We start from the raw sequence: 25,608 nt of genomic DNA on the forward strand, positions 1-25,608 counted from the left end.
CATTGAAAAGCGTATTATTTGTTGCTTTGACCGTCCTGGCAGCTGCGTCAGGCTGGTCACAGCAATATCCAAGGCCCGTTTTGTCCGGTGATTACCCCGATCCCTCCATTATCCGGGAGGGGCAGGATTATTACATGACGCATTCGCCTTTTTATTATGCGCCCGGTTTTTTGATCTGGCATTCGAAAGACCTGATGAACTGGGAACCCGTTTGCCGCGCGATCACCGAATATAAAGGCTCCGCCATGGCGCCCGACCTGGTGAAATACAAAGGAAAGTATTACATCTATTACCCCGCAGCCGGTACCAACTGGGTGGTTTGGGCAAGTAATATCAAAGGGCCATGGAGCAAACCCATTGACCTGAAAGTGGAAGGTATCGATCCCGGGCATGTGGCCGATGAACAGGGAAACCGCTATTTGTATTTGAGCGAAGGCGAGGTCATTCAATTGACCGAAGATGGCCTGGCAACCATCGGCAAAAAGAAAAAAGTATATGAAGGCTGGGCATACCCGAAACAATGGGTAACAGAATGTATGTGCCTCGAATCGCCCAAACTCAATTATCATAACGGATATTATTATCTCACTTCTGCCGAAGGCGGTACAGCCGGACCGGCAACCAGCCACATGGCGGTTACGGCACGTTCTAAAAGCATCCTGGGACCCTGGGAGAATTCGCCGTATAACCCCATTGTGCATACGTATAACGAATATGATAACTGGTGGTCGAAAGGACATGCTACGCTTATTGATGATGTGAACGGAAACTGGTGGATGGTATACCATGCCTATGCCAATGGCTATCATACCCTGGGGCGGCAAACGCTGATTGAACCGGTTGAGTGGACGAGTGATGGCTGGTTCCGTACCAAAGCCGGCAACCCTGTTGTAAATTCAACAACGACGATAAAGCATGGGCTTGAATTGAGCGACGATTTCGCTGGAGATAAATTAGGCATTCAATGGACCTTCTGGAAAGAATTTGCGCCGCAGACCCTTGCCTTCAAACAACAGGGCCTTTTTGTTGAAGGGAAAGGAACAGTGCCTGCTGATGCCCGTTTGTTGTTAACCACTGTTGCCGATAAGAATTATGAAACACAGGTAGAAGTAACAACAGGACAGGGGAATACAGCCGGCCTCTTGTTGTATTACAACGAAGATGCTTATGCCGGGCTTGTTTCCAATGGGAACCGGTTTACCATTTATAAAAGCGCCAAAGACTCCCTGGTAGTGCCTGATAAAACGGCAAAACACTTTTTTGTAAAGCTGCAGAACCAGGGAAACAAGGTGAGGATCTGCGTGAGCAAGGATGGAAAGGCATGGACTTCCATGTTAGAGAACCTGGATGTTTCCGGATTGCATCATAATAAATTCGGCGGATTTTATGCCTTGCGCATCGGCCTGGTTTCAGCAGGAAAGGGACAGGCCCGGTTCAACCGGTTCCGGTATAAAAATGCGGTGCCGCAGGAAAAAGACATGAGCGCTTACCTGATGGTCTTTCATAAAGATGAAACGCATGGTTTGTACATGGCGTTGAGCCCTGACGGTTACCATTTTACGGCATTGAACGATGGTAAGCCGGTTATTGCCGGCGATACCATCGCACAGCAGAAGGGTATCCGTGATCCGCATATTTACCGGGGCCCCGATGGCGCCTTTTATTTAGCCATGACCGATCTGCATGTATTTGCAAAAAGGGATGGTTTGCGCGATACGGAATGGGAACGTGACGGTAAACAATATGGCTGGGGAAATAACCGTGGCCTGGTGCTGATGAAATCATGGGACCTCGTTAACTGGAAACGCAGGAATATCAATTTTGATACCCTGTCGGCAGCATTGAGCGAAATAGGTTGTGTGTGGGCGCCCGAAACGCTGTACGATGAAAAGAAAGGGAAACTGATGATCTACTTTACCATGCGTTTCAAAAACGAGGCGAATAAACTATACTACGTATATGTAAATGATGATTTCGATAAAATAGAGACCCTGCCGCAGCAACTGTTCCAGTATCCGAACCCGAAAGTGTCGGCCATTGATGCCGATATAACCAGGGTGGGGGATACTTACCGGATGTTCTATGTTGCCCACGATGGGAAGGCAGGTATCAGACAGGCTGTTTCTTATAACATCAATAGCGATTACCAGTTTGATGCCCGTAAGTATGACCCTGAAAAAGTATCGTGCGAAGCGCCTAATGTATGGAAACGTATAGGTGAGAATAAATGGGTGTTAATGTATGACATATATGGGCTGCAGCCACACAATTTTGGATTCAGCGAAACCAGTGATTTTGTCAACTTCACCGATCTGGGCCATTTCAATGAAGGCGTAATGAAGACAACCAATTTTATTGCTCCCAAACACGGCGCCATTATTCATTTAACAAATGAGGAAGCTATGAAGCTGGCCCGGCATTGGGGGCTTTCGTACGATTCGCTGACAGCGCCTAATAAGAACAATCCCGTATTAAAGGGAAGCTATGCCGATCCGGAGATCATGTATGCTGAAAAAAACAAGAAGTACTATATCTATCCAACGAGCGACGGTTTTAAAAATTGGAGCGGAACTTCTTTTAAGGCTTTTTCATCAAAAGATCTTAAAAGCTGGAAAGAGGAGGGCGTAATACTTGACCTGGAAAAGGATGTTTCATGGACTCACCGGAATGCATGGGCGCCCAGCATCATAGAAAAGAAAAGTAAGTCCGGCGCCTATAAATACTATTATTATTTCTGTGCCGGCCAAAAAATAGGGGTAGCAGTTGCCGATGATCCTGCCGGCCCTTTTAAGGATGCAGGCAAACCTTTGATCGATCAATTACCTGAAGGCGTACAGCGCGGGCAAAATATCGACCCCGATGTATTTACCGATCCGCAAAGCGGCAAAACCTTCCTGTATTGGGGAAACGCTTTTATGGCTGTTGGTGAATTGAATGATGACATGGTTTCTGTAAAACCGAACACAACAAAGATCCTGATTCCCAATGACAGCTTTTACAGCGAAGGTTCTTACGTATTCTACCGCAACGGCTACTATTATTTCATGTGGTCGAAAAACGACACCCGCAGTCCCGAATACCAGGTCCGTTATGTAAGATCGACTTCTCCCACGGGGCCGGTCGATCCTTCAAAAGGAGAAATTATTTTAAGTAAAGATATTGACAAAGGAATTTTTGCTACCGGTCATCATTCAGTGTTGCAGGCCCCTGGTAAAGACGAGTGGTATATAGTATATCATCGGTTTAAACGACCCGGTGGCATTTATATGGGCCAGGAAGCAGGTTACAATCGTGAAGTATGTATAGATAAACTGGAATTTAACGAGGATGGAAGCATTAAGAAAGTAATTCCAACATTGTAAAAAAAGCTATTGAAACATGAGCAAAGGAACAAAAAACAGAAAGGCATCACGTACAGGAAGAATTTTTATTGGCATAGCATGGTATCTCATCAATGTGCTTTCCCCTTTTGAAATGAAGGCGCAGTTGCGCGTCTTTGATGCACCGGCAGGTGTAGACCTCAATAATGACTTTACGGTACAGGTGAGGTTGGCGGGCCAAACGCAATGGCAACGCGTACCAACCTATAATATAAAGGTAGCGAAAATGGAAAACGGGAAGAAAACCGAAGAAAATGCTTCACTGACTTATTTCAGCACCGGCGGGAAAGTGGAAGTAGCAGTGCGGCTGAATAAAAGAGCCTTACAAACTGCCCGTATCAGGCCATTGTCGTATGGCATTCAACCAATGCTCAAAGGTAATACCCTGTATTTTACACTCGATAAGCCGGGCAACCTGTCGGTAGAGGTGAATGGCGATATCTTTCATAACCTGCATCTTTTTGCCAATCCCGTTTATGAATTCGCAGATACCCTGGCTGCAAATGTGATCTGGTTCAGGCCGGGTTTGCATCAATTGAAAGACGGAAAGTTACGGGTGCCTTCCAATACAACCGTATATGTGGCGGGCGGCGCATTTGTGAAAGGACGCATTGTTTTCGATAGCGTTTGCAACTCCAGGTTAGTGGGGTATGGCATCGTGGATCCTTCAGATAAGGGTGGTATAGGCATTGAGAAATCAAAAAATATTGAAGTGGAAGGAGTGATCTCTTCGCAGTGTTTTACCGGTGGTTCCTCTGATATTAAGGTAAAAAATGTAAAAGCCATTTCTGCGCATAGATGGGGCGACGGCATGAATGTGATTTCCAGTAGCAACGTGCTGCTCGATGGTGTTTTCAATCGCAATTCCGATGACTGTACTACGGTATATGGTACCCGCGGCCGTTACAGTGGCGGTTGCAACAATGTAACCATGCAAAATGCAACCCTCTGGGCCGATGTGGCGCATCCTATATTGATCGGCACCCATGGCAGCACGCCCAATAAAGACACGCTGCAAAACCTGAATTATATAAATATTGATATCCTCGATCACAACGAAGCCCAGATCGACTACCAGGGTTGTATGAGCATCGATGCAGGTGATAACAACCTGGTGCGGAATGTACGTTTTGAGAATATCAGGATCGAGGATTTCAGGAAGGGTCAGTTGTTCAACGTGCGGGTGTTCTTCAATTCCAAATATTGCACCTCGCCGGGCAGAGGAGTAGAAGATGTATTGTTTAAAGATATTGTTTACAACGGCCGGCATGCCGTTACGTCTGTGCTGGATGGTTACAGCGATGACCGGAAGGTAAAAAACATTGTGTTTGAGAACCTGTTGCTGAATGGCAGGTTGTACTACGATGGCATGAAAGAAAAACCAGGGTGGTACAAGACGGCCGACCTGGCCGGTATATATGTGGGCAACCATACAGAAGGCATCATTTTTAAAAGATCTGTAGCCGTTACCCCCACAGAGTGATTCCCGTTCACATTCGTTCCTTATTTAGAATTCTTAACCAAAACGATTGTTATGTTCATGAGATCATCTACACATGCAATTTTGCAGAAGACAAAGCTGCTGCGTTATGTATGGGTAACAGGTTTTACCTTTTTACTTGGTATACAGGCAATGGCGCAACACTTTGTGCATCCGGGCATACCTTTTACCAGGTATGACCTCAACCAGCTCAAAGCAAATATTACCAAAGAGCCCTGGCTCTCGGCTTACAATGCCTTTAAAGGCGATTACCGGTCGCAACTTTCATACACGGGAAGCCCCCAGGCCACGGTAACCCGTGCGCCGAATTTGAACAATACCATATGGATCAACGATATGGTCGCCGTTCATCACCTGGCCTTTATGTGGATCTTTACAGGCGACTCGGCATATGCCCGCAGGGCTACCGATCTGCTCGATGCCTGGGCGGTGACCAATACGGTTTGGGGCGGTAATGAATCCATGCTCGATATTGGCGACTATGCCCAATATTGGGCCACAGGCGCCGATATTTTGCGCGGTACCTTTCCAGGGTGGACAGACTCCAACACCATTCACGTCAGGAATTATTTTGCCAATGTACTTTATCCTACCGCCGCGGTGCCTTATCCGCTTCGCGACGCCAACAAAGGCGCCCTTCAGTTGAAAATAGCGCTCGCTGCAGCAGCTTTTCTGGATGATGCTACTAAATTCAACCAGGCCATCGACGTGTATCGCATGGATGCAGGCGGTGGTATGCGCAATTCACTCACCAATGGTGAGGTGGGGGATGCGGGGCGCGATGACCACTGGCGCGTTCAGGCGGCAGCCCTGGTTTGGGGCGCCGAGGTAGCTTACAAGCAGGGAATCGACATGTATGAAGAGCTGGACAAACGGGTGTTGGCTATTGGTGAGTTGTATAACAAATACTCATTTGAAGGCGATACCATGACCTATATTCCCATGGGCGGTTATGCTTCTTTCTGGACCAGCTGGGGAATTACAACAGGAGCCAGGCAGGCTGACTATACCAATATCCTGCATGGAGCCTATAAGCTGCGCAAAGGTATTGCTACCCCTTATAACGATATGATGCGGGCCGCATTAATGCAGGCTGGCACCAGCTATTATACGCCTGCCGGCGGCGATTTTTTATACCTGAAATCTTCCGATACCTCTACGGCTGTAACCCTTCCTCCGATATATTATCCGGCAGAACATGTGCAGCCGGTGAGTAATCTTACCAATGTTGATATTGGCAATCCTGGTATTGCCGGTAATGCCTCTTATAGCAACGGCGTATGGACTGTAAACGCAGCGGGCAATTCAACAAGCAGTGCATTTAATTACACTTTTAAGAAAATGAGTGGTGATGCCGGCCTGGTGGTAAAAGTGAACAGCATGTCGCTTAGTTCGTCGGGTTGCGGCGTAATGATCCGCCAGTCACTGGCGCCTGGCTCCACTTTTTATGACATCTACCTGGCAGCCACGGGTGGTGTTGGCAGGCACTGGCAGCCGAAGGCGCCCTGGTGGCTCAAGATCGAGCGGGTAGGCAACCGCATTTTTACCTACCATTCACCTGATGGTGTCAACTGGACCGGTCTTGGTTGTTGGTACTCCCCTTCGGGCTATACTTCCGATCTGTATTATGGCTTTTATACGCTGTCCAACAATACTTCGGCACTGAATACGGCCGTCTTTACCAATGTAGGTTTCAGCCAGGCTGCTCCGGCGGGTTCTCCGGACATCAGTAGTGCTACTTCGGCTACGGCTACCGTTGGTTCTCTATTTAATTATACGATTACCGCCAACGGAAGCCCCACTATCTACAGTGCCAGCGGGCTTCCTTCGGGTTTGAGCATCGATGCTGCAACAGGAGTTATTTCAGGTACGCCTGCTGCTTTAGGTCAAAGCGAGATAACATTGACGGCCACCAACGGCAGTGGTACCGGTACGGCCACTTTAATGCTTAATGTTATTGGTAATAGCGCTCCCGCCGTTCCGGATTCCCTGATACGCACAGTAGTCAATACCACACAAATTAATCTTACGTGGAAGTCGTCAACCAACGCTACCAGTTATTCGGTAAAGCGTTCGCTCACTGCTGGTGGACCTTATACCACTATTCAAACCGGTATTAATATCACCAGCTTTACCGATGCAGCTCCTGTTCCGGAAGTGAACAACTATTATGTGGTAACAGCTCTTACGGGTACACTGGAAAGCGGTGCATCAAACGAAGTATTTGCTGCTGTGCCGCCGGCAATTCCTGGCAAGCCGGTAGTAATCAGCAAAAACGGGCAAATCGACCTAAGCTGGAGTGCAGCCAACGGTGCGGCTTCCTATAAAGTAAAACGTTCGCTTACAACCGGCGGGCCTTACACGGTCATTGCACAGGTATCTGCTAACAGTTATTCTGATTTAAATGTTGCCAACGGCACCGGGTATTATTACGTGGTTTCATCCATGGGTAGCACTTCAGAAAGTGCTAATTCATTGGAATCATTTGGTGTGCCGGGTTCTAATTCCTCTACATGGAGTTCTGATCCTGATAGCGAAGTATGGAGCGAAGCGGCCAACTGGATGGAGAACAGCGTACCGCAAAGTCCTGCTATCCTAACGTTCAGGAGCACTGCTGATAGTGTTTTGACAAATGACCTGACAAACCTTGAGGTTTCAAGAATGCTGTTCGATACAACAGCCAATGCTTATACCATCAATGGTAACAGCTTTACGTTGAAGACTGATCTGGTCAATGCATCTTCCAATACACAAACAATAACAACTCCAATTACTATAAACAATCAGGTGAATGTAACTGCCGGTTCAACCATCAAATACACAAGTATTCTCAGTGGTTCAGGAGGTTTGACCAAAAATGGCAGTGGCGTTCTTCATTTGTCCGGACAAAATACTTACTCGGGCAATACTATTCTTAATGGAGCTGTTGCTATTGCAGGTACCGGTACGGGAACACCGGGTTCTCCAATTACAGGCCCGCTGGGAACAGGTAAAATTATAATGAACGGAGGCACCATATGGTCTGGTGATAGCGCAGCAACCATATACAACGATATTGAGGTGGCTGCAGGTATCAAAAGTTATCTTCTCCAAACCACCAATGCGATTACGCTCTATGGCCGCCTTACCGGAAGCGGTACCTTGTGGGAAGACGGTAATGATTATCCGGGTATCAATCTTTGGGGCGATAACAGCGGCTTTACGGGGACATTTGTAGCAGCGCTTCGCAGCGGAAAGAACCGGGTTCGCTTTTCGGTTCCGGAATCGGGTAGTGCCAATGCTTTTTGGAATCTTGATGCAAATGGAATTGATTGCATTGGCATAGGTTTCAAAACAGGTACGCTTCACTTTGGTGCGCTAACTGGTCGCGGATATATTCGTAATGATGCCGGTGGCACTCCAACGATAAGTATTGGCGCATTAAATCAGTCCACCTGGTTTGGCGGTACCCTGGCCAATTATTTCGATGTGGTGAAAGTAGGTACAGGAACGCTGTTATTTACCGGTAATCATACCTATGGAGGAACGACAACTATCAAAAACGGTACGTTCCTTTTACTTAATAGTTCAACCAATGGCGCTTTTGCCAGCCCGATCATAGACAGTAGCGGTACATTTGGCGGTACCGGTTTAAGCCAGGCTGCTGCAACCATTGGTACAGGCAGCGCTGCAAATGCTTACCTGGCGCCCGGCGATGGTGGTATTGGTACGCTGACCGTTGCTGGTCTCACCATGAACAGCAATGCAACCTACAACCTCGAAGTAAGCACCAAAAAGGGAACCGCTGATAAAATGAAAGCGTCAGGCGTTAGCCTGGTGGGTAATCCTGTATTGTCTGTTACCGATATAGATACAGGTGCACTGGCATTAGGGACCAACTTTACGATTCTCGAAAACACCGGTGCAAATGCTATATCAGGTGCTTTCAAAAACATGCCTGAAATGAGCATCGTTAAACTGGGTAGTTATGATTTACGGATTACATACAAAGGCGGAGATGGTAATGATGTTGTGTTGATGGACGATCGTGCCACACCAGTGATCATCACCAGCGCCAAAGCTGATACGGCTCTTGTAGGAAGGGCCTATCAATACACAATAACCGGTATTAAGTCGCCTAAGTATTTTCATGCAGCTGCATTGCCTTCCGGATTAGCTGTTGATACAACAACAGGTGTCATCTCCGGTACACCAAATGTATATGGCAATTTCAATGTGGTTTTACAGGCAGCGAATGATACCCTGTCAGGAACCGATACGCTTCGCCTGGTAGTGTTGAACAATGTAACCAGCAATGTGGCAGTGGCTGAAGGTGATGCCAGGGTAGTGGTGGAATGGAATTCCATCCTGAATTTCACCTATAAGGTAAAACGGTCTGTAGCTGCGGCTGGTCCATTTACGGTCATCGCTACTACCAGCACGGCAAAATATACCGATTCACTGCTCTCCAATGGTACTACTTACTATTATACTGTAACCGCTGTCGATAGCAGCAAAGAATATCCTGAAAGTGCTCCGGTGGCCGCTACGCCTAAATTGGGTCAATGGGGGTACTGGAAGTTCAATGAAGCCAGTGGTACAAAAGCTTTTGATGTTTGGGGAGCCAATCATGGTGTATTGCAGGCTGCAGCCGGCCGTGATACAGGTTTTGTTTCCAATGGGTTAAAACTTAATGGTTCGGGCACTTCGTATGCCTTGCTGCCCAATGGTATTTTCAGTTCGCTGAATGATTTTACCGCCATGGCCTGGATAAAACCAAAATCCTTGTCAACATGGATGCGTGTATTCGACTTTGGCAGCAGCACCAACCAGTATTTCTTCTTAACGCCACAGGCAGCAGTGACCTCAGATGGTAAACAGACCATTCGCTATGCGATCAAAAATAACGGGACCGAACAGGGATTGAATTTCATTGCTGCTATACCATTGAATGACTGGACGCATTTGGCTGTAACTCAATCGGGCAATACCTGCACCATTTACATCAATGGTGTAGCGGTTATTTCGGGTACTATTACAATAAAACCATCAAATCTTGGAAGTACTACCCAAAACTACGTGGGTAAATCACAGTGGTCAGACCCATTGTACAACGGGATCATCGATGAATTGAAAGTGTACAACAGGGCCCTGAGCAAAACAGAGCTCAATACTGCGGCCGGGATCTTTGCTGATACGGCAATGAAGGCCAGGTCTTACAAATACACGGTTGTTTCACCCATTTCATCACCCACTCAATTCGTGGCTACAGGATTGCCTTCCGGCTTCACCATTAACGCCGGTTCAGGTGAAATATCAGGTACCACCGACACGGTAGGCCAATTTAAAGTGGTTGTTACTGTTTCCAATGGCGCCACTTCAGGCATTAGCACTATTAATCTTGAAGTATTGGATAATGTGCTGAAAGATGTGCTGGTAGCAGCGGGTGATAGCAAGGCAATAGTTGAATGGAATCCTTTATCCGGTTTGAGCTATTCAATAAAACGTGCTACATCAGCTAACGGTCCATTTACTGTTATAGGCACTACCACTGCTATACAATACACAGACAATAGTGTTACCAATGGCACTACTTACTATTACCAGGTGGTAGCAAAAGACTCTGTTGCAGAATATGCCACAAGCAATATCGTCGAAGCTACTCCGGGACCGGGTCAATGGGATTATTGGAAATTTAATGACAGCACCGGCACAAGAGCCGTTGATTCCTGGGGCGCCCGTCATGGTACGCTTACCGGCGGAATCAGCTCCACAAACGGTCTTCAGGGTAAGGCTATTCAATTAAATGGCAGCAATGGATATGTAACCCTTCCATCAGGGCTAATGTCCGCAGTTACTGACTTCACCATTGCCGGCTGGGTAAAGCTTACTGCAAGTTCAACATGGGCAAGACTCTTCGATTTTGGCACCGGAAGTACCAACTACATGTTCTTATCACCAGTAAGCGGTAGCAATACGGTTCGATATGCTATTAAAGTGAATGGGGGAAGTGAGCAGCAGATCAACAGCGCCGCACCACTGCCGGCAGGTGAATGGCACCATGTAGCAGTTACCTTATCAGGCACGTTAGGTACTCTTTATATTGATGGAGTGGCAGCCGGTACCAACAGTGGTATGAGCAACAAACCATCAGCCCTTGGTACTACTAACCTGAACTATATCGGCAAATCGCAATTCGGTTCCGATGCTTATTTGAATTCGATAGTAGATGAATTCAGGATCTATAACCGGGCGCTCTCTGCAGCAGAAATGAAAACGTTGTACACCCAGTTTGCACCACCGCTGGCGCCAACAAACCTGGTGGTTACTGCCAGCAATAGCAAACCGGCTTTAAGCTGGACTGCATCCAGTGGCGCAACCAGCTATAATGTGAAACGGGCAGGCACATTGGCCGGTCCTTACACAACTATTGCTACTGCTGCCTCCGCAAACTATACCGATACATCCGCTGCAAGCTGCGCCAGTTACTTCTATGTGGTATCAGCCAGCAACAGCAATGGAGAAAGTGCCAATTCTATTATAGCAACGTTAGCAGGTAAGAAGCTGACCGGCACAGTCATTGGAACGGATGGCTCGTTTAACAGCAATGGTAATACAAAAGCCAACGCTTTAGATGGTAACCTGAGTACTTATTTTGATGGCCCCACTGCAAACGGCGTATGGGTAGGCTATGATCTGGGAGCAGACAGTACTCAGGCCGTTTTCAAGATCCGTTATGCTCCGCGCACAGGCTTTGGTTCACGCATGGTAGGTGGCGTTTTCCAGGGTTCTAATGTTGCCAGTTTCAGTACGGCAACCACGCTCTTTACCATTGCTGTAACGCCTGCAGATGGTGTTTATACAGAGAAGACCATTACAAGCACTGCTGCATACCGCTATATTCGTTACCTGGCTCCAAATGCCGGATATGGAAACGTAGCAGAAGCTGAATTCTATGGAATAGCTTCCGCTGCGGTGCCGCAAATAACAAGTAAAGCGGGTACGAAAAACCTTTCGTACGGAACAGCGTTCAGTTATACCATTCCGGCTACCAATACGAACAATTTCAGTGCTACCGGTCTTCCGAACGGATTAAGTTTGGATGCGTGCACCGGAGTGATCTCGGGTACATTGAATGCAGCAGGAACATTCCCTGTTATCCTTACTGCTTCCAGCACGCTTGGCTCAGCAAAGGATACCATGCAGTTGATCATTAAAAAAGATCAAACCATTACGTTCAATGCGTTGCTGCAAAAGAAAATTGGTGATGCTGATTTCAATGCAGGTGCTGTTGCTTCTTCTGGTCTTGCAGTAAGCTATACCAGCTCCGATACGACAGTATCAAAGATTGTTGGCGGCCTTGTTCGTATTACAGGCAGAGGTACAACGATGATCACGGCTTCACAAAGCGGCGACTCTGTTTACAAAGCTGCAACTGCAGTAACACAACTGCTTGTGGTTTATCAATTGCCAACGGTAAAAACAGAGAATATACAGGTGGCCCTTGATGAAAGTGGAAATGCATCCATCACTCCGCAGGAAGTAGATAATGGTTCGGTGAGCTATTCAGGTGCATTGACATTGAGTTTGGATAGAACCAACTTCACCTGTGCTGATATCGGTTCACCAATCACGGTAACACTGACCGCAACAGATGCAGATGGCCACTCTGACACAGGAACGGCGCAGGTAAGCGTTATCGACAATGTTGATCCTGTGATCACAGCGCCGGCAGCTATAATATTGAACGCCGATAATGGCGCTTGTGCTGCAACTAATGTTTCGCCAGGCGTTCCGGTTACTTCCGACAATTGCGGCGTACAATCTGTAACCAATGACGCACCGGCAAGTTTCCCTGTAGGAAGCACGGTTGTGACCTGGACGGTTACTGATATTCATAATAACAAGTCTACTGCTCAGCAAACAGTGACAGTAGCAGACAATCAAAAACCAACGCTTAATGCACCATCAGACCAATCCTTCTGTTATAGCAATGGAGGTACATACACTGTTCCTTCTTTAACTGCAACAGATAATTGTGGAGTTGCTTCGGTAAGTTATGTGGTGAGCGGAGCCACAACAAGGAGCGGTACAGGAGCCAATGCGAGTGGAGCTTTCAATGCCGGTGTGTCGATCATTGTATGGAAAGTGAGCGATGTTCATGGAAACGAATCTACAGACACCACAAAGGTGACGGTAAATGCGGCGCTGAGCGCCACCATACCAGATGTGTATGCGATGAACCCGGCAGTGGATGCGAAGAATACCATTTATATTGGCTATGGACCTGCAGCTCTTACTATTACCGCTGCACCCCAGGGAGGCACATCTCCATACAGTTATTTCTGGAATTCAGGAGCCGCAACCGCGTCTGTTAGCGTGAGTACGGCGGGAACATATTCGGTAACTGTTACAGACAGTAAAGGTTGTACTGCCAACACGGCTATTGTCATGAAGACGCTCGATGTGCGATGTGGTAACGATAATAGCAAAGTGATGATCTGTCACAACAAAAAGACCATTTGTGTTTCGTCAGACGCTGTGCAGGACCATTTGAATCATGGTGATTATTTAGGTGATTGTGCACTGGGCGCCCGCCAGGCAAATACCACAACAGCAGGCAATGGCAATGCGGCTGCCATCACTGTATTTCCCAACCCGGTCAATGAAATGCTCACTATTCAGTTAGGGGCTTTGAACACGGGTGCGGTGATGCAGCTATACAACGGCAGTGGCGTATTGGTTAAAACAGAAAGACTGGTAACCAGCACTACCTTGCTTTCTGTAAAAACTTTGCCCGCAGGTATATACTATATAAGAATAAAGAATGGCGAAACTGTCAGTATGCACAAAATAGTGAAGCTTTAGGTAGTTGTTTTTTAGTGTTCGTTTTAAAAAATCAAGAGGTCGTCTCAGAATATCTGAGGCGGCCTCTTGTTAACTATCTCCGCTATTTTTGCGCTGTCTGGCAATGACGATTGCGAGGTATCCCCTTTAATTCATTCTCCCATAAATAACAAAGAATTGAAAGTCAGATTTATTTTACTTATCGTTCTCCTGCTAGGTAAATTAATTGCATTCCCTCAGTCAGGACAAACTTTGCACCACTATGACACTACTTCTGCCCGTGCCGGTGTGCCCTGGCTCGATGAAACCATCATTGAACAGAACCGCCTGCCAATGCATGCGGGTTTTTATAGTTACGAAAGCGACGCAATAGCAGCGAAAGGCGACTGGCGGCAATCAAAAAACTACCAGAGCCTCGATGGCGCCTGGCGGTTCAAATACGTTGACCGCCCCGCTGATCTTCCCGGAGGATTTGAAACAAACAGCTTCAACGATAGCCAATGGCCCTTATTCAATGTGCCGGCGAACTGGGAAATGAACGGATATGGATTTCCGATATATGCAACCTCCGGCTTTGAATTCAAATACCTCATGCGCCGGTTTGAACCACCGGCCGTTCCGCTCAGCCTTGATCCTACCGCCATTTACCGACGGGAAGTGATCCTTCCGCAGGATTGGAATGGCAAACAGGTGGTGCTGCATATCGGCGCTGCTAAGTCGAACCTCAGTGTATGGGTGAACGGCCAATACGCAGGTTATGGAGAAGACAGTAAGCTGCCTTCTGAATTCGATATCACGCCTTACCTGCAAAAAGGTAAAAACCTTATTGCGCTTAAGGTGATGCGCTGGTGCGACGGTAATTATCTCGAAGATCAGGACATGTGGCGGCTAAGCGGCATTACACGGAGCTGCTTTCTGGTGGCCAGGAACCCTGTGCATTTATACGATATTGAACTGAAACCTGTCCTTGACAGTTTGTATAGAAATGCTGTTCTGCAGGTTAGTTGTTTGCTCAACCATGTACCCGATAAAGGGATGAAGGCAGAAATAACGCTGCTGAAAGATAACCAGGTCATTGCTGCAAAGTCACAGCTTTTTGATTCGGTGCGGCTTTCGTTTGATCTGCCGGTAACTGCGCCTTTGTTATGGACATCAGAAACGCCCACATTATACCAGGCACAGATCAGGATAAAGAATGCCAATAACCAGTTGCTTGAAATGACCACACAACAGGTAGGCTTTCGCAAAATTGAAATAAAGAATGGCCTGCTGCTCGTAAATGGATGCCCGGTCCTCATTAAAGGAGTGAACAGGCATGAAACAGATCCGCAAACAGGTCAGGTTATTTCCCGCGAAGCCATGATCAGAGATATACAGTTGATGAAACAATTTAACATCAACGCGGTGAGAACAAGCCACTATCCCAACAGCGAAACCTGGCTGGAACTGTGCGATCAATATGGTTTGTATGTTGTTGATGAAGCAAACATAGAATCACATGGAATGAGTTTTGACATTACGCGTACCCTGGCCAACCGGCCCGCCTGGCTGAAAGCCCACCTGCTTCGGGTACAAAGGATGATAGAAAGAGATAAGAACCACCCTTCCATCATCATCTGGAGTATGGGTAATGAAGCGGGCAATGGTTATAATTTCTACAATTGTTATCTCTGGATGAAACAACGCGACAACAGCCGTCCGGTTCAATATGAAGGAGCCTGGGCCGATTATCGCCGCTTTGCCTGGCAATGGAATTCAGATGTCATCAATCCGATGTATCCTACACCGGCCGCGATGCTCGACTATGCAAAGAACAACCCGCAGCCTACGCGCCCCTTTATCATGGTTGAGTATGCCCATGCCATGGGTAATTCACTCGGCAATTTTACCGATTACTGGCAGGTGATCCGAAGCAACAAAAATAACTTCCAGGGCGGTTATATATGGGATTTTGTAGACCAATGCTTTCAGCGGGTCAATAGCAAGGGCGATACCGTGTACACCTATGGTGAAGATTACGGGCCCAAAGAGGCCATTATCCCTAATAACTATACAGCCAAGGGAATTTTTTATGCCAACCGTACACCTTATCCGCATGCCTGGGAAATGAAAAAGGTTTACCAGGATATTCATACCAGCCTGGCAGGGGAAGACTCCATCAATATTTACAATGAAAGGTTTTTTACCGACCTTTCCAATGTTACCCTGCAATGGGAACTTGTTCTGGATGGCAAGCAGATACAAACAGGCGAAATAACCCATCTTAATGTGCAGGCACAGCAATCCCGTACAATTTACCTGCCTTATAAAAAGATCAGGAACGGCGAAGCCTTCCTGAACCTGACATATCGCACAAAACAGGCGCAATCGCTTGTTCCTGCAGGCCATATAGTGGCAACAGAGCAACTGCTTGTACATAAGGCGCCACTTCCGGCTGCAGCTATTCAAAATGAAGGCAGTATTTCCAGGAAAGAACTCTCCGGAAAATTACAGTTCACCGGCAGCAAGACTTCCGTCACTTTCGACAAAGCCACGGGGGCAATATGCCAATACAGTTATAATGGTGTTGCCCTATTAGACCCGGCTTACGAAACCAAACCCAATTTCTGGCGGGCGCCCACTGATAATGATTATGGCGCCAAAATGCCACAGAAGCTACAGCCATGGAAAGAAGCCACCGTAAAGCAGGAACTCCTGAATTTCAGGGATACCATCAGCAATGGTCTGGTAACAGTGAACGCAACTTACCGGCTTCCTTCCGTGCAGGCTATCCTCCATATCAGCTACACTATGAATGCAGCGGGTAAGCTCAAAGTGGAGCAACTGATTCAGGTAAGTAAAGATTCTACCGTAAAGATCGGTATTATGCCCCGGTTCGGTATGCAATGGATATTACCGCAGGGCTTCAACCAGGTGGAATACTATGGCAGGGGACCACACGAAAACTATCAGGACAGGAATTTCAGCGCACATGTTGGATTGTATAAGCAAAAAGTAGATGAACAATTCTTTCCCTACGTGATACCGCAGGAAACCGGCAATAAAACCGATATCCGCTGGTATAGGATCAGCAATGCCGAAGGGAAAGGCATTTTCATTCACTCAGACTCGCTGTTAAGCATCAGTGCTCTTCATTATTTCGACAGCGATCTCGATAATGGTATGCCACGTAACCAGCGACACGCCGCTGATCTGGAGAAAAGACCGCAAACCCGGCTCAATATCGACTTTGCGCAAATGGGAGTGGGGGGGATCGATAGCTGGGGAGCAATGCCCATGCAGCGTTATCTGCTTCCTTATGAAGATTACCGCTTTAATTATATGATCGAACCATTTTAATATAATGACAACTAATCCCAAAATAAAAGACTGATAGAGAAATTTATTGGCGGCTTGTCCTGCCGATGAATGCTATTCGCCACATTAAATTTATATTTTACCACAATGTCAGCATAAGTAAAGGAAGAAAACCGACTTTTGCCTTTAAATTAACCAGCATGGTTAAAAAGATGGAGCGTGGTGGTATAACAACCCATATTTTTTACTTTTTGCTTTTTCTTGTAGTGCCGGTGCTTGTATTTCCCCGGTTACCCGGTGAAACTTTTTTTGAGATCAACCGGCCATTTGCACAGGATACCATGGCAAACTGTTTGCTGCTCGTTTTTTTTTACCTTAATTACTACATTTTAATACCCCGTTTCTTTTTCAGTAAACGCTACGCGGCTTATATATCATTCGCATTGCTTTCCCTGCTCATAGCGTTTTCATTGCCGCACCTGATCGTAAACTACCTACTCAGGGTGAAGGATTTTGACCACACTTTATTACCTCAAATCAATAATCATTTTCCGGGCCCCCCAGCTGATAGTTCGTCTCTTTTCTTTTTGGCCGAAGAGTTACGGCGTCACCTTTACCTGTTTTTTGCCGCTACTTTTTTCTCATTTCTTTTGAGAACGCGGGAACATTTATCGAAATTAAAAGAGGAGAAACTCAGTGCGGAGTTATCGTCGCTCAAGGCGCAGATAAACCCTCATTTCCTTTTCAATACACTGAACAGCATTTATGTGTTATCAATAAAGAAAGATAATAAGGCCAGTGAGGCGATCGTTCATCTTTCGGGTTTGATGCGCTATGTAATTAAGGATGCCAATAATTATAAGATCCCTTTACAAAAGGAAATTGAATACATCTCGAATTATATCGAACTGCAAAAGGCCCGGTTGGGAAAAACCACCGATGTTCAATTCGAGTGTTCCGGCGATGCGGGCAATAAAGAAATTGCGCCATTGATATTGATCACCTGGATCGAAAATGCCTTTAAATATGGCATTAACCCCAACATCGATGATTGTATTGTGGAAATAACCCTTCAGGTTACCGACACGGGATTGAGGTTATATGTATTTAATAAAAAAGTACAGCATTCACTGAACACGGAAAGTACAGGGATTGGAATAAGCAATACAGGCGAAAGGCTAAAGCACCTTTATCCTGATAAACATGTTCTGCAAATCAGTGAAAACAAGGAAACATATTCTATCATGCTTTCACTTCAATTAGTATGATCAAAGCAATAACAGTAGATGACGAACCATTGGCGCTTGAATTAATTGAAGCATTCTGCAAAAATTTCGATTTCCTTCAATTTGAAAAGGGATTCACCAATACGGATACAGCATTTAAATATATTGAGAAAAACCCCGTTGATCTGTTATTTCTTGATATTAATATGCCCGCCGAATCGGGCGTAAGTTTTTACAAATCACTGCCGCATAAACCCATGCTGATATTTACCACTTCTTACAGTGAGTACGCATTGGAAAGTTATGAGTTGAACGCTGTTGATTATTTACTAAAACCATTTACTTTAAGCCGGTTCGAAAAGGCAGTTACTAAAGCCTGTGAATTATATAACCTGGTTCATAATGCCACCGCTTCGGAAAGATCAAAGTGTATAATGCTCAAAGTTGAACATGGCACGGTAAAAGTTATCCTCGACAATATATTATTTATTGAAGGACTGGATAATTATATTAAAATACACGTGCACAACCAATCGCCCGTGGTAGTGCGGTTAACAATGAAGGCGTTGCTTGAAAAACTGAATGAGAAAGAATTTATCAGGGTGCACCGTTCGTACATCGTGCCGGTAAACCGCATTGAATCGTTTAAGCAAAAAATCATCACCATCGCCGGTGAAGAAATACCCGTAGGAAAAAATTATGAAGACCAGTTGAAGACTCTTTTCAATCCTAATATTTAAGTGGTTAAAATCATTTCACCCCAAATTCGATATCGTTTGCCACATGGCAACTGCTTTCGTTAAACACGACACCTTTTTTGTACTCTAAGTAATGGTTACTGTTTTTTTTTGAAATCACATTTTTTTTTGACTAAACCAACCATTATGAAGGGAAAGTTCGTATTGTTATTTTCATCGGTATTGCTGACGATAGCAGGTTTTATTGCCTGTAAAAAAGACAGCAGTGATAGCAGTAGTTCCGGCAGCAGCGCCACCGTTACAGCCCTAAACTGTTCTTCTGCAACATTTTCGGCAACTGCCACCATTAATGTGGCATACCAGGCAACAGCCACTGTTCCATATACCGGTGGCAATGGAGTAAGTTACTCAGCAGGGTCGGCCATTTCATCAACAGGGGTTACAGGTTTAACGGCAACACTTGCATCAGGTACCCTGGCAAGCGGTGCAGGCAACCTTACTTACGCCATCAGCGGTACCCCCACTTCGTCGGGCACTGCTGTATTTGCTATTTCGTTCGGCGGTCAGTCATGTTCATTAAGTTTAACAGTAAATGCAGCCGCTACAACTACAGATTGTTCTTCAAAAACGGGCATAGAAAAAATTCTTTGCCTTATTGACAATGTAAAGGCGACACTTAGTTCTTCGCAAATATCTTCAATGCAAATAAGTTACACGCTTGCTTCTGCCGAAAAATGGTCCAACTTCCCTGATGCTATTTATGGTAACAGGATTGGTTTGAAGCTTAGCGGATTAAGCACTACCCAAAAAACAGCCATATTAGCTTTATTGCAGGCAGTATCCGGATCAGGCAGTAATGAGGGGTATGACGAATTAGTACAATTGTTAGCTGCGGATAATTATCTTGGCGGCAGTGACTATGGTGAAAGTAATTACCATATTTGTATCTTAGGTACCCCATCTGCAAGCGGTACTTTCGAGATCTATTTTGGTGGGCATCACACACAACTTTCTAACACGTATATAAATGGTACATTAGTAGGCGGCACACCATCTTTCAGAGGTGTAGAGCCTTGTACATATGGTACCTCTACCTCTTTCTCTGCAGCGGTAAATAGCAGCAGTACTGCAACCAGCATTATACCAATGAATCAGGAAGCAGCGGCACTCTCGGCTTTACTTACCGGCCTTAGCAGCACCAACCTGGCTACAGCAAAACAAAGTACTACATTTAGTGATTTGGTATGCGGACCACAAGTGGATTGGAGTTTCCCTACTACCAAATTGGGTGTAAAAGGCAGCAGTTTATCGTCGTCGGAACAGGCATTATTATTAGCGGCAATTAATACTTATGTAAACGACCTTGATGCTGCCAGTGCATCAACATTCCTCACCCTATACACTAATGAATTAAGTGATACTTATGTTGCTTATTCCGGTACTACGGGGCTTATCACTAAGTACGATTATATAAGAATAGATGGCCCTCACGTATGGATTGAATACTCTGTAGGTAGCGGTGTAGTATTGAGCAACCCGGCCACACACCCGCATTCTGTATGGAGGGATAGGTCTTACGATTATGGTGGAACTAAATAAAGATGAACGCAATTAATGACTTGTTGTAGCATATAACTGCGCCTGTTTACAGGTGCGGTTATATACTTAAAAATTAATTTAGCATTTCATGAACCGTGGTGTTTTAATATTTTTACTTTCGCTTTTGCACTTCTTCTCATCCGCACACCCGATGCCTGGCTCGGTAGTAAGTCTTTCCGTGATGGAGAACAGTATTGCTGGTGAGGCGAAAATGTCCCTGCTTGATTTGGAAGCTGCATTGAAATTGGAGTTGAGTGATACGCTTAACGTCAACACGCCCTTTTTTATGGATTATTTTCGCCAGCATATAAAAGCATACAGTGGGAAGGAATTATGGACTACGTCTGTTGACAGTGTGGGCATCACAACCGAAATGGACGTTAATGTAGGCAAATACCAGGAAGTGCTTATCTGGTTTACAATGACCCCACCACAAACTAAAAGCCTTCGAAATTTTCTATTTAACTACGATGTGATTATACATCAGGTAATAACGCACAAGATATTGGTGTATTTAAAAAGCGATTGGAAGAATGGTATACACTCAGAAGAGGAAAGCAGGCCTTTAGGTACAATATATACCAATTTCATGATTGGAGCCGGTGAGTACCAGCCGCTTAACGTGAGTCTTGAAGATGGAAGCTGGTGGAAGGGTTTTAAAGATATACTGAATTCAGGAATGCAACATATTAAAGAAGGTACAGACCATTTATTGTTTTTAATTGTATTGTTACTGCCGGCCACACTTTTAAAAAACGGAAGGCAATGGGGGAAATATGGCGGACTGAAATATAGTGTTTCCCGTTTATTAAAAATCGTAACTGCTTTTACCATCGGGCATTCCATTACTTTGCTGATCGGTGCATTGGGATGGGTGCATTTGCCATCTCAGCCTGTTGAGATCTTAATTGCCATTTCGATTTTGGTTTCTGCCGTTCATGCTATTTATCCTGTTTTTCCCGGCAAAGAAATGTATGTGGCTGCAGGTTTCGGGCTCATTCACGGGCTTGCTTTTGCGGGCGTTTTATCGGGCATGAACCTCAGCGCCGGCACGCTGGCCGCAAGTATCCTTGGCTTTAATATCGGCATTGAGCTGATGCAACTGTTTATTATTGCCATGATCATTCCCTGGCTGGTATTGTTAAGCCACACATCGATTTATAAGTGGGTGCGTATCACCGGAGCAATATTAGCGGCAATTGCAGCGCTGGCCTGGATCATAGAACGAAGCTCAGGCAAAGGCAACTTTATAACCGGCTTCGTTGAAAGAGGCGCGCAATACAGCCTTTGGGTAATTGTTTCACTGGCTGTTTTTTCCATAATAGTTTATAAAAGAAGAGTTGTAAGTTCTAAGTTTTGAATCTGGGCGGAATCTCGAAAAAAAAGACTGTCAGTAAGGGCTTTTTTTTGTTTGTATGATGGATCTACTTTCTTCAGATCACCTTTAAAAAGGATCCCGCTCCCGGCGAGCCGGGACCTGCAATTCCAGCGTCAACGCTCTGGTCATTTGGCAGTACAATCCTTGTATTCCGCTACAATATCCCTGAGTAGTTTTTTATAAGTGCGGCGGCTATGTGCCAGGCCCGTAACCGGGTCTGTTTTTCGTTTCGGGTCCAGTATGAAATGACCTACAACATCCCGTGAAGGATCGAGCCCGAATGTGAAACAGCATTTGGCCAGCACCCACAGGTACTTTTTATAAGCCAGGCCGGCATCGATATTCCTGCCGAAACAATACTCTATTCCTATGGCCGCATCATTGGCATTTACGCCATAAAGCCCATTGTCTTTGGGAACGTTGTACAGCACATGCCAGGCTTTTTCGGGCTTACCGGTGAGGGCCGGAACGCATTCGATGATCTGCTTATCGTCGACGAAAATATGCGCCGACGCGCTCTCCACATCTTTTGACCGCATGTAATATGCTACATTGTCCAATGCAGTGGAATCGGGATTGCCCGTGTCGTGGGCTACAAGAAACCGGATGGGTGCAGCGATGAGCCCCGGCCTCCTTTTCGAAGGTTGGGGAAGGTAGCGGGGCGTAATGGTATATTTTTCCCTGAAAGGCATAACGTTTGCGATTTATTGTGAAAATTTTTTATCAATCTGCCTGGTGTTTTAAAAGGGGCCCGCCAGAACGGGCCCCTGGGTATCACTATCCCATCCCTATTCCTCTTCATAGAGTACCGCCGATTGGCTAACGGCGCCCATTACGGTACCGGCTACAACCAGGTAACCTGCCACGTCGGTAATGATCGTTGGCAGCACTACATGCGATTCAAACACCGCCGCGCTTACTGCCGCCAGCGTAACACCTATGTTACGAAGTGTTATGAAAAACTTCGGTGTGGAATCCTGCATCCTGTTCATGATCTTCTTCATAATGAAAGGTTGTGGTTAATAAATAACAACACTTTCTACTAACCAGCCGCTATAACCGCGCCTGTGTAACTTACCGGCCGGGGCCTCCCGACGCGTCGGGAGCCCGGGTTGGTAAGGTTTGCCTAAAGGCAGGTATGGAAGCTTCAACATATGCATACCTGCGTTTGGCAAACAGGCGAATAGGATAGGGGGCTTACCGGCAACTGATGAATGCGGGCTTCAGTTGATTGGCTGCTGTAACAACAGGAGCCGTTCCCTTATGGGAGGTAAGCCGTTCATGGTTGCCGCCTGGTTGCCAGTTACCGTGTACCGGTTGCCGGGCCCTTTATGCGGAATGCCGGCCTGTATTCAAGCTGCCATAAATTTGAGCCCTGGGAACAGGAAACTGGTAACCGGTAACTGACCTACGCCGCCTTATCTACCAAAACGATGCTGGTAGCATTGAATTCACCCGATTTCAGCGCATAGCTGCGGGTATTCACCTTTTGATAATACTCGATGCCCAGCACCACCACTACCGTATCCTTGCTATTGGCCGGCAATGCCAGTGTAAGGGTTATAGCTTGCGTGGGATCGGTGTTATATGGTAATTCAGCAGTTCCCTGCATGGCGTACTCGTACTGCTCGGTGTCGAAGTTGACAGTGGCGGCTGCTGTCACGATCCTGAAATGGGTGGTGCCCCTGGCCTGCTGCACCATGTTACGGGGTACAAAAGCTGGAATATTTACGGTTACCTCTCCCGACACACGATTGTAACTCACGGGGCAGCGCACAAACAGGGAATCTGTAATGCCTGCCCGTACATTGAAATGGAAGTTGTGCAGTTGCTGCAGGTCGCCATTGTTCACCGTACGTGCGCCCCTTTCATTTACCGGGTCGGTAGTTATGATGCGGGACGCTACCTTCAACAGGCGCGCCTGGGTGACCTTATCCTTCGCATTGATGGTTACATCGCGGAAGATGGTGCGCAGGAGTTTAGCGGCTTTCCCGGCGCGCGTAAACTCTGCCATATTCTCCCTGGTACGTTCAAAAGCTGAATCATTCTTGATTCTGTCTGCGGATGTTCCGCCAGACGATGTTGTTTTTGCCATTGTTTTAGTTTTTGAATTTGAATTAATAATTGGTTGACCGGTATAACCAAAAGCATTTTTATGAAGGAAGGGCGCACCCTGATAGGTACCGCCCCAGATGTTACTGGAATGGGTGTTAGACTGCCTGGATATTCTCTGGACATGGTCTAAGGATTGTCTGAAGATGCTCATGCAGGAGTAGAGTTCCTGTAGGATCCCTGTAGGGTCCGGGTACAGTATGTAGGCCATCAGGCTACCAGTATCAGACAATACCGGTACCATTACGTTACCATCTGCGCCGGCTATATTGAAAGTGTTTGTCATGGTGATCTGTTTTATGATCACAAAGCTGGGGCGTTTGCGCGGAACGATTTACCAAGGTGTTACCAACTTGGTAAAGATTTATTTTTGCAACAGATCTTTAAAAATTGCAACAAAAAAGGTATGCATGAAGTAGTTTACTACAGCAATGCATACCCGCTCATACAAAATATTTTTGAATTAATTTACCAACTTGGTAAATTAAAATTTCACCTATTTCAGTTGATCTAACTGGTCTAAATACCTGACAAGACCAATCTTCAATTCATCGAGATACTTAGTGACGTTGATTTTTCGTTCCCGAATTTGGAAAAAAGTATGTGAGTGATTCCGGAGGTTTACCTGCAACACATCCGACAAGAGATCCATTATGTCCTTTATAGAAGCTCTGCCATTGTTGAAAAAACCTGCGGCATGCAAGGCATAGCCCAATTCCACCACATCGGTCCTGGAAGCAGTACATTGAAGCGTTTCAGCAGCAGGCCGGGAAGCAGTGACCCCGCATAGCGGGGCTGGCTCAATGAGTTTGGGTGAAGGGTTCAACATCCCATCCACATATTTCATCAACAGCTCATAGGCCATCAGCTCGGCCAGCTTTCCATCGCCGCTGGTAGAGAAGAGGCTATCAAAATGATTAACTTCCGGACAAATTCGCCAATCATATTGCCCCCGTACAAAATACAGTTCATCATGATGGGTTGAACCATTACGGTAGTATGAATAAAAATGATCGTTATCAGTAAAATAACGGGCAATATCATGCAGTTCCTTTTCCAACCGCTCTTTTGCCAATAGTCCGCTGCCATTAAAATAACCAATGTGCAGGCGATAAATTTTTTGATAATAGATATACCGCGCCATCACCACAGGCTTTACCTGCTTGAAAAAATAGATCTCGCAATCCCTGCCGGGAAAGGAACTTTGCATCACCCATTGCCTGAGCTCCAGCAGGCTTTCCTCACAAATACGGATACATGTTTCCAGCCGGGCCGGCCAACCGGTTTCCCGGGCTTCGGCATCCTGTAAACGCAGCTGCCATGATTGCAGCAATTCCTCAAATGTTGATTGAAAGGCGGGCATGGTCTATTGTTTAAGGTTAAAAATTCAGGATTTGAACGTGTGTTGGTTACGGTATGTCTGCTACATCGAAGGCCTTTGCAAAGTCAAAATAAATGAAGATGGAAGTACAAAGTACCGTGGCCCGATAAGTGCTGATATATTTCTGATAACTGCACGGTTTTCGCAGTTATCCGTACCGTTTTGGGAGGAAATTCCCACCGTTTTTCCGGGGTTGACCTAAATCAAAAA

12 protein-coding genes are annotated in these 25,608 nt (G+C 46.0%); 8 read left to right on the forward strand and 4 right to left on the reverse strand.

The annotated features are described in order from the left end of the window. Window positions 1-2: 2 nt before the first annotated feature. The 8 genes from A3860_RS14540 to A3860_RS14575 all read left to right on the forward strand — a co-directional run bounded on the left by A3860_RS14540 (window position 3) and on the right by A3860_RS14575 (window position 21,887). Window positions 3-3,362 carry a family 43 glycosylhydrolase gene (locus A3860_RS14540; protein ID WP_081147443.1) on the forward strand — a complete coding sequence of 1,120 codons (3,360 nt, stop codon included), beginning with the start codon at window positions 3-5 and terminating at the stop codon, window positions 3,360-3,362. 16 nt (window positions 3,363-3,378) lie between these two features. Next, window positions 3,379-4,863, forward strand: coding sequence for a glycosyl hydrolase family 28 protein (locus tag A3860_RS14545; protein WP_081147444.1), 1,485 nt, complete (start codon window positions 3,379-3,381; stop codon window positions 4,861-4,863). A 57-nt stretch (window positions 4,864-4,920) separates the two neighbouring features. Then, window positions 4,921-13,728: a LamG-like jellyroll fold domain-containing protein gene (locus A3860_RS14550; RefSeq protein ID WP_158085257.1), complete on the forward strand. Its 8,808-nt coding sequence runs from the start codon at window positions 4,921-4,923 to the stop codon at window positions 13,726-13,728. Window positions 13,729-13,959: 231 nt separating this feature from the next. Then, on the forward strand, window positions 13,960-17,046 hold the full coding sequence (locus tag A3860_RS14555) for a glycoside hydrolase family 2 TIM barrel-domain containing protein (RefSeq protein ID WP_216823446.1): 3,087 nt from the start codon (window positions 13,960-13,962) through the stop codon (window positions 17,044-17,046). A gap of 158 nt (window positions 17,047-17,204) precedes the next feature. Continuing rightward, complete coding sequence (locus A3860_RS14560) at window positions 17,205-18,272, forward strand: sensor histidine kinase (RefSeq protein WP_158085258.1); 1,068 nt, start codon at window positions 17,205-17,207, stop codon at window positions 18,270-18,272. After that, window positions 18,269-18,970: a LytR/AlgR family response regulator transcription factor gene (locus A3860_RS14565; RefSeq protein ID WP_081147447.1), complete on the forward strand. Its 702-nt coding sequence runs from the start codon at window positions 18,269-18,271 to the stop codon at window positions 18,968-18,970. Before A3860_RS14560 ends, A3860_RS14565 begins: the two co-directional genes overlap by 4 nt. A 144-nt stretch (window positions 18,971-19,114) precedes the next feature. Then, entirely contained in the window at window positions 19,115-20,527 is a 1,413-nt protein-coding gene (locus A3860_RS14570; RefSeq protein WP_081147448.1) for a DUF3500 domain-containing protein, read from the forward strand. A 151-nt stretch (window positions 20,528-20,678) separates the two neighbouring features. Beyond that, on the forward strand, window positions 20,679-21,887 hold the full coding sequence (locus tag A3860_RS14575; RefSeq protein ID WP_216823447.1) for a HupE/UreJ family protein: 1,209 nt from the start codon (window positions 20,679-20,681) through the stop codon (window positions 21,885-21,887). Between the two features lie 143 nt (window positions 21,888-22,030). On the opposite strand, the gene A3860_RS14580 is transcribed toward A3860_RS14575, so the two are convergent. The 4 genes from A3860_RS14580 to A3860_RS14595 form a co-directional block, all read right to left on the reverse strand. Then, window positions 22,031-22,597, reverse strand: coding sequence for a peptidoglycan recognition protein family protein (locus A3860_RS14580; RefSeq protein WP_081147450.1), 567 nt, complete (start codon window positions 22,595-22,597; stop codon window positions 22,031-22,033). Window positions 22,598-22,693: 96 nt separating this feature from the next. Next, on the reverse strand, window positions 22,694-22,909 hold the full coding sequence (locus A3860_RS14585; protein WP_081147451.1) for a hypothetical protein: 216 nt from the start codon (window positions 22,907-22,909) through the stop codon (window positions 22,694-22,696). A 404-nt stretch (window positions 22,910-23,313) separates the two neighbouring features. Then, window positions 23,314-24,303, reverse strand: coding sequence for a hypothetical protein (locus A3860_RS14590; protein WP_081147452.1), 990 nt, complete (start codon window positions 24,301-24,303; stop codon window positions 23,314-23,316). Between the two features lie 210 nt (window positions 24,304-24,513). Further along, on the reverse strand, window positions 24,514-25,380 hold the full coding sequence (locus tag A3860_RS14595; RefSeq protein WP_081147453.1) for an RteC domain-containing protein: 867 nt from the start codon (window positions 25,378-25,380) through the stop codon (window positions 24,514-24,516). Between the last annotated feature and the right edge of the window lie 228 nt (window positions 25,381-25,608).

This window comes from Niastella vici (assembly GCF_002077945.1).
GTDB classification, from domain to species: Bacteria; Bacteroidota; Bacteroidia; order Chitinophagales; family Chitinophagaceae; genus Niastella; species Niastella vici.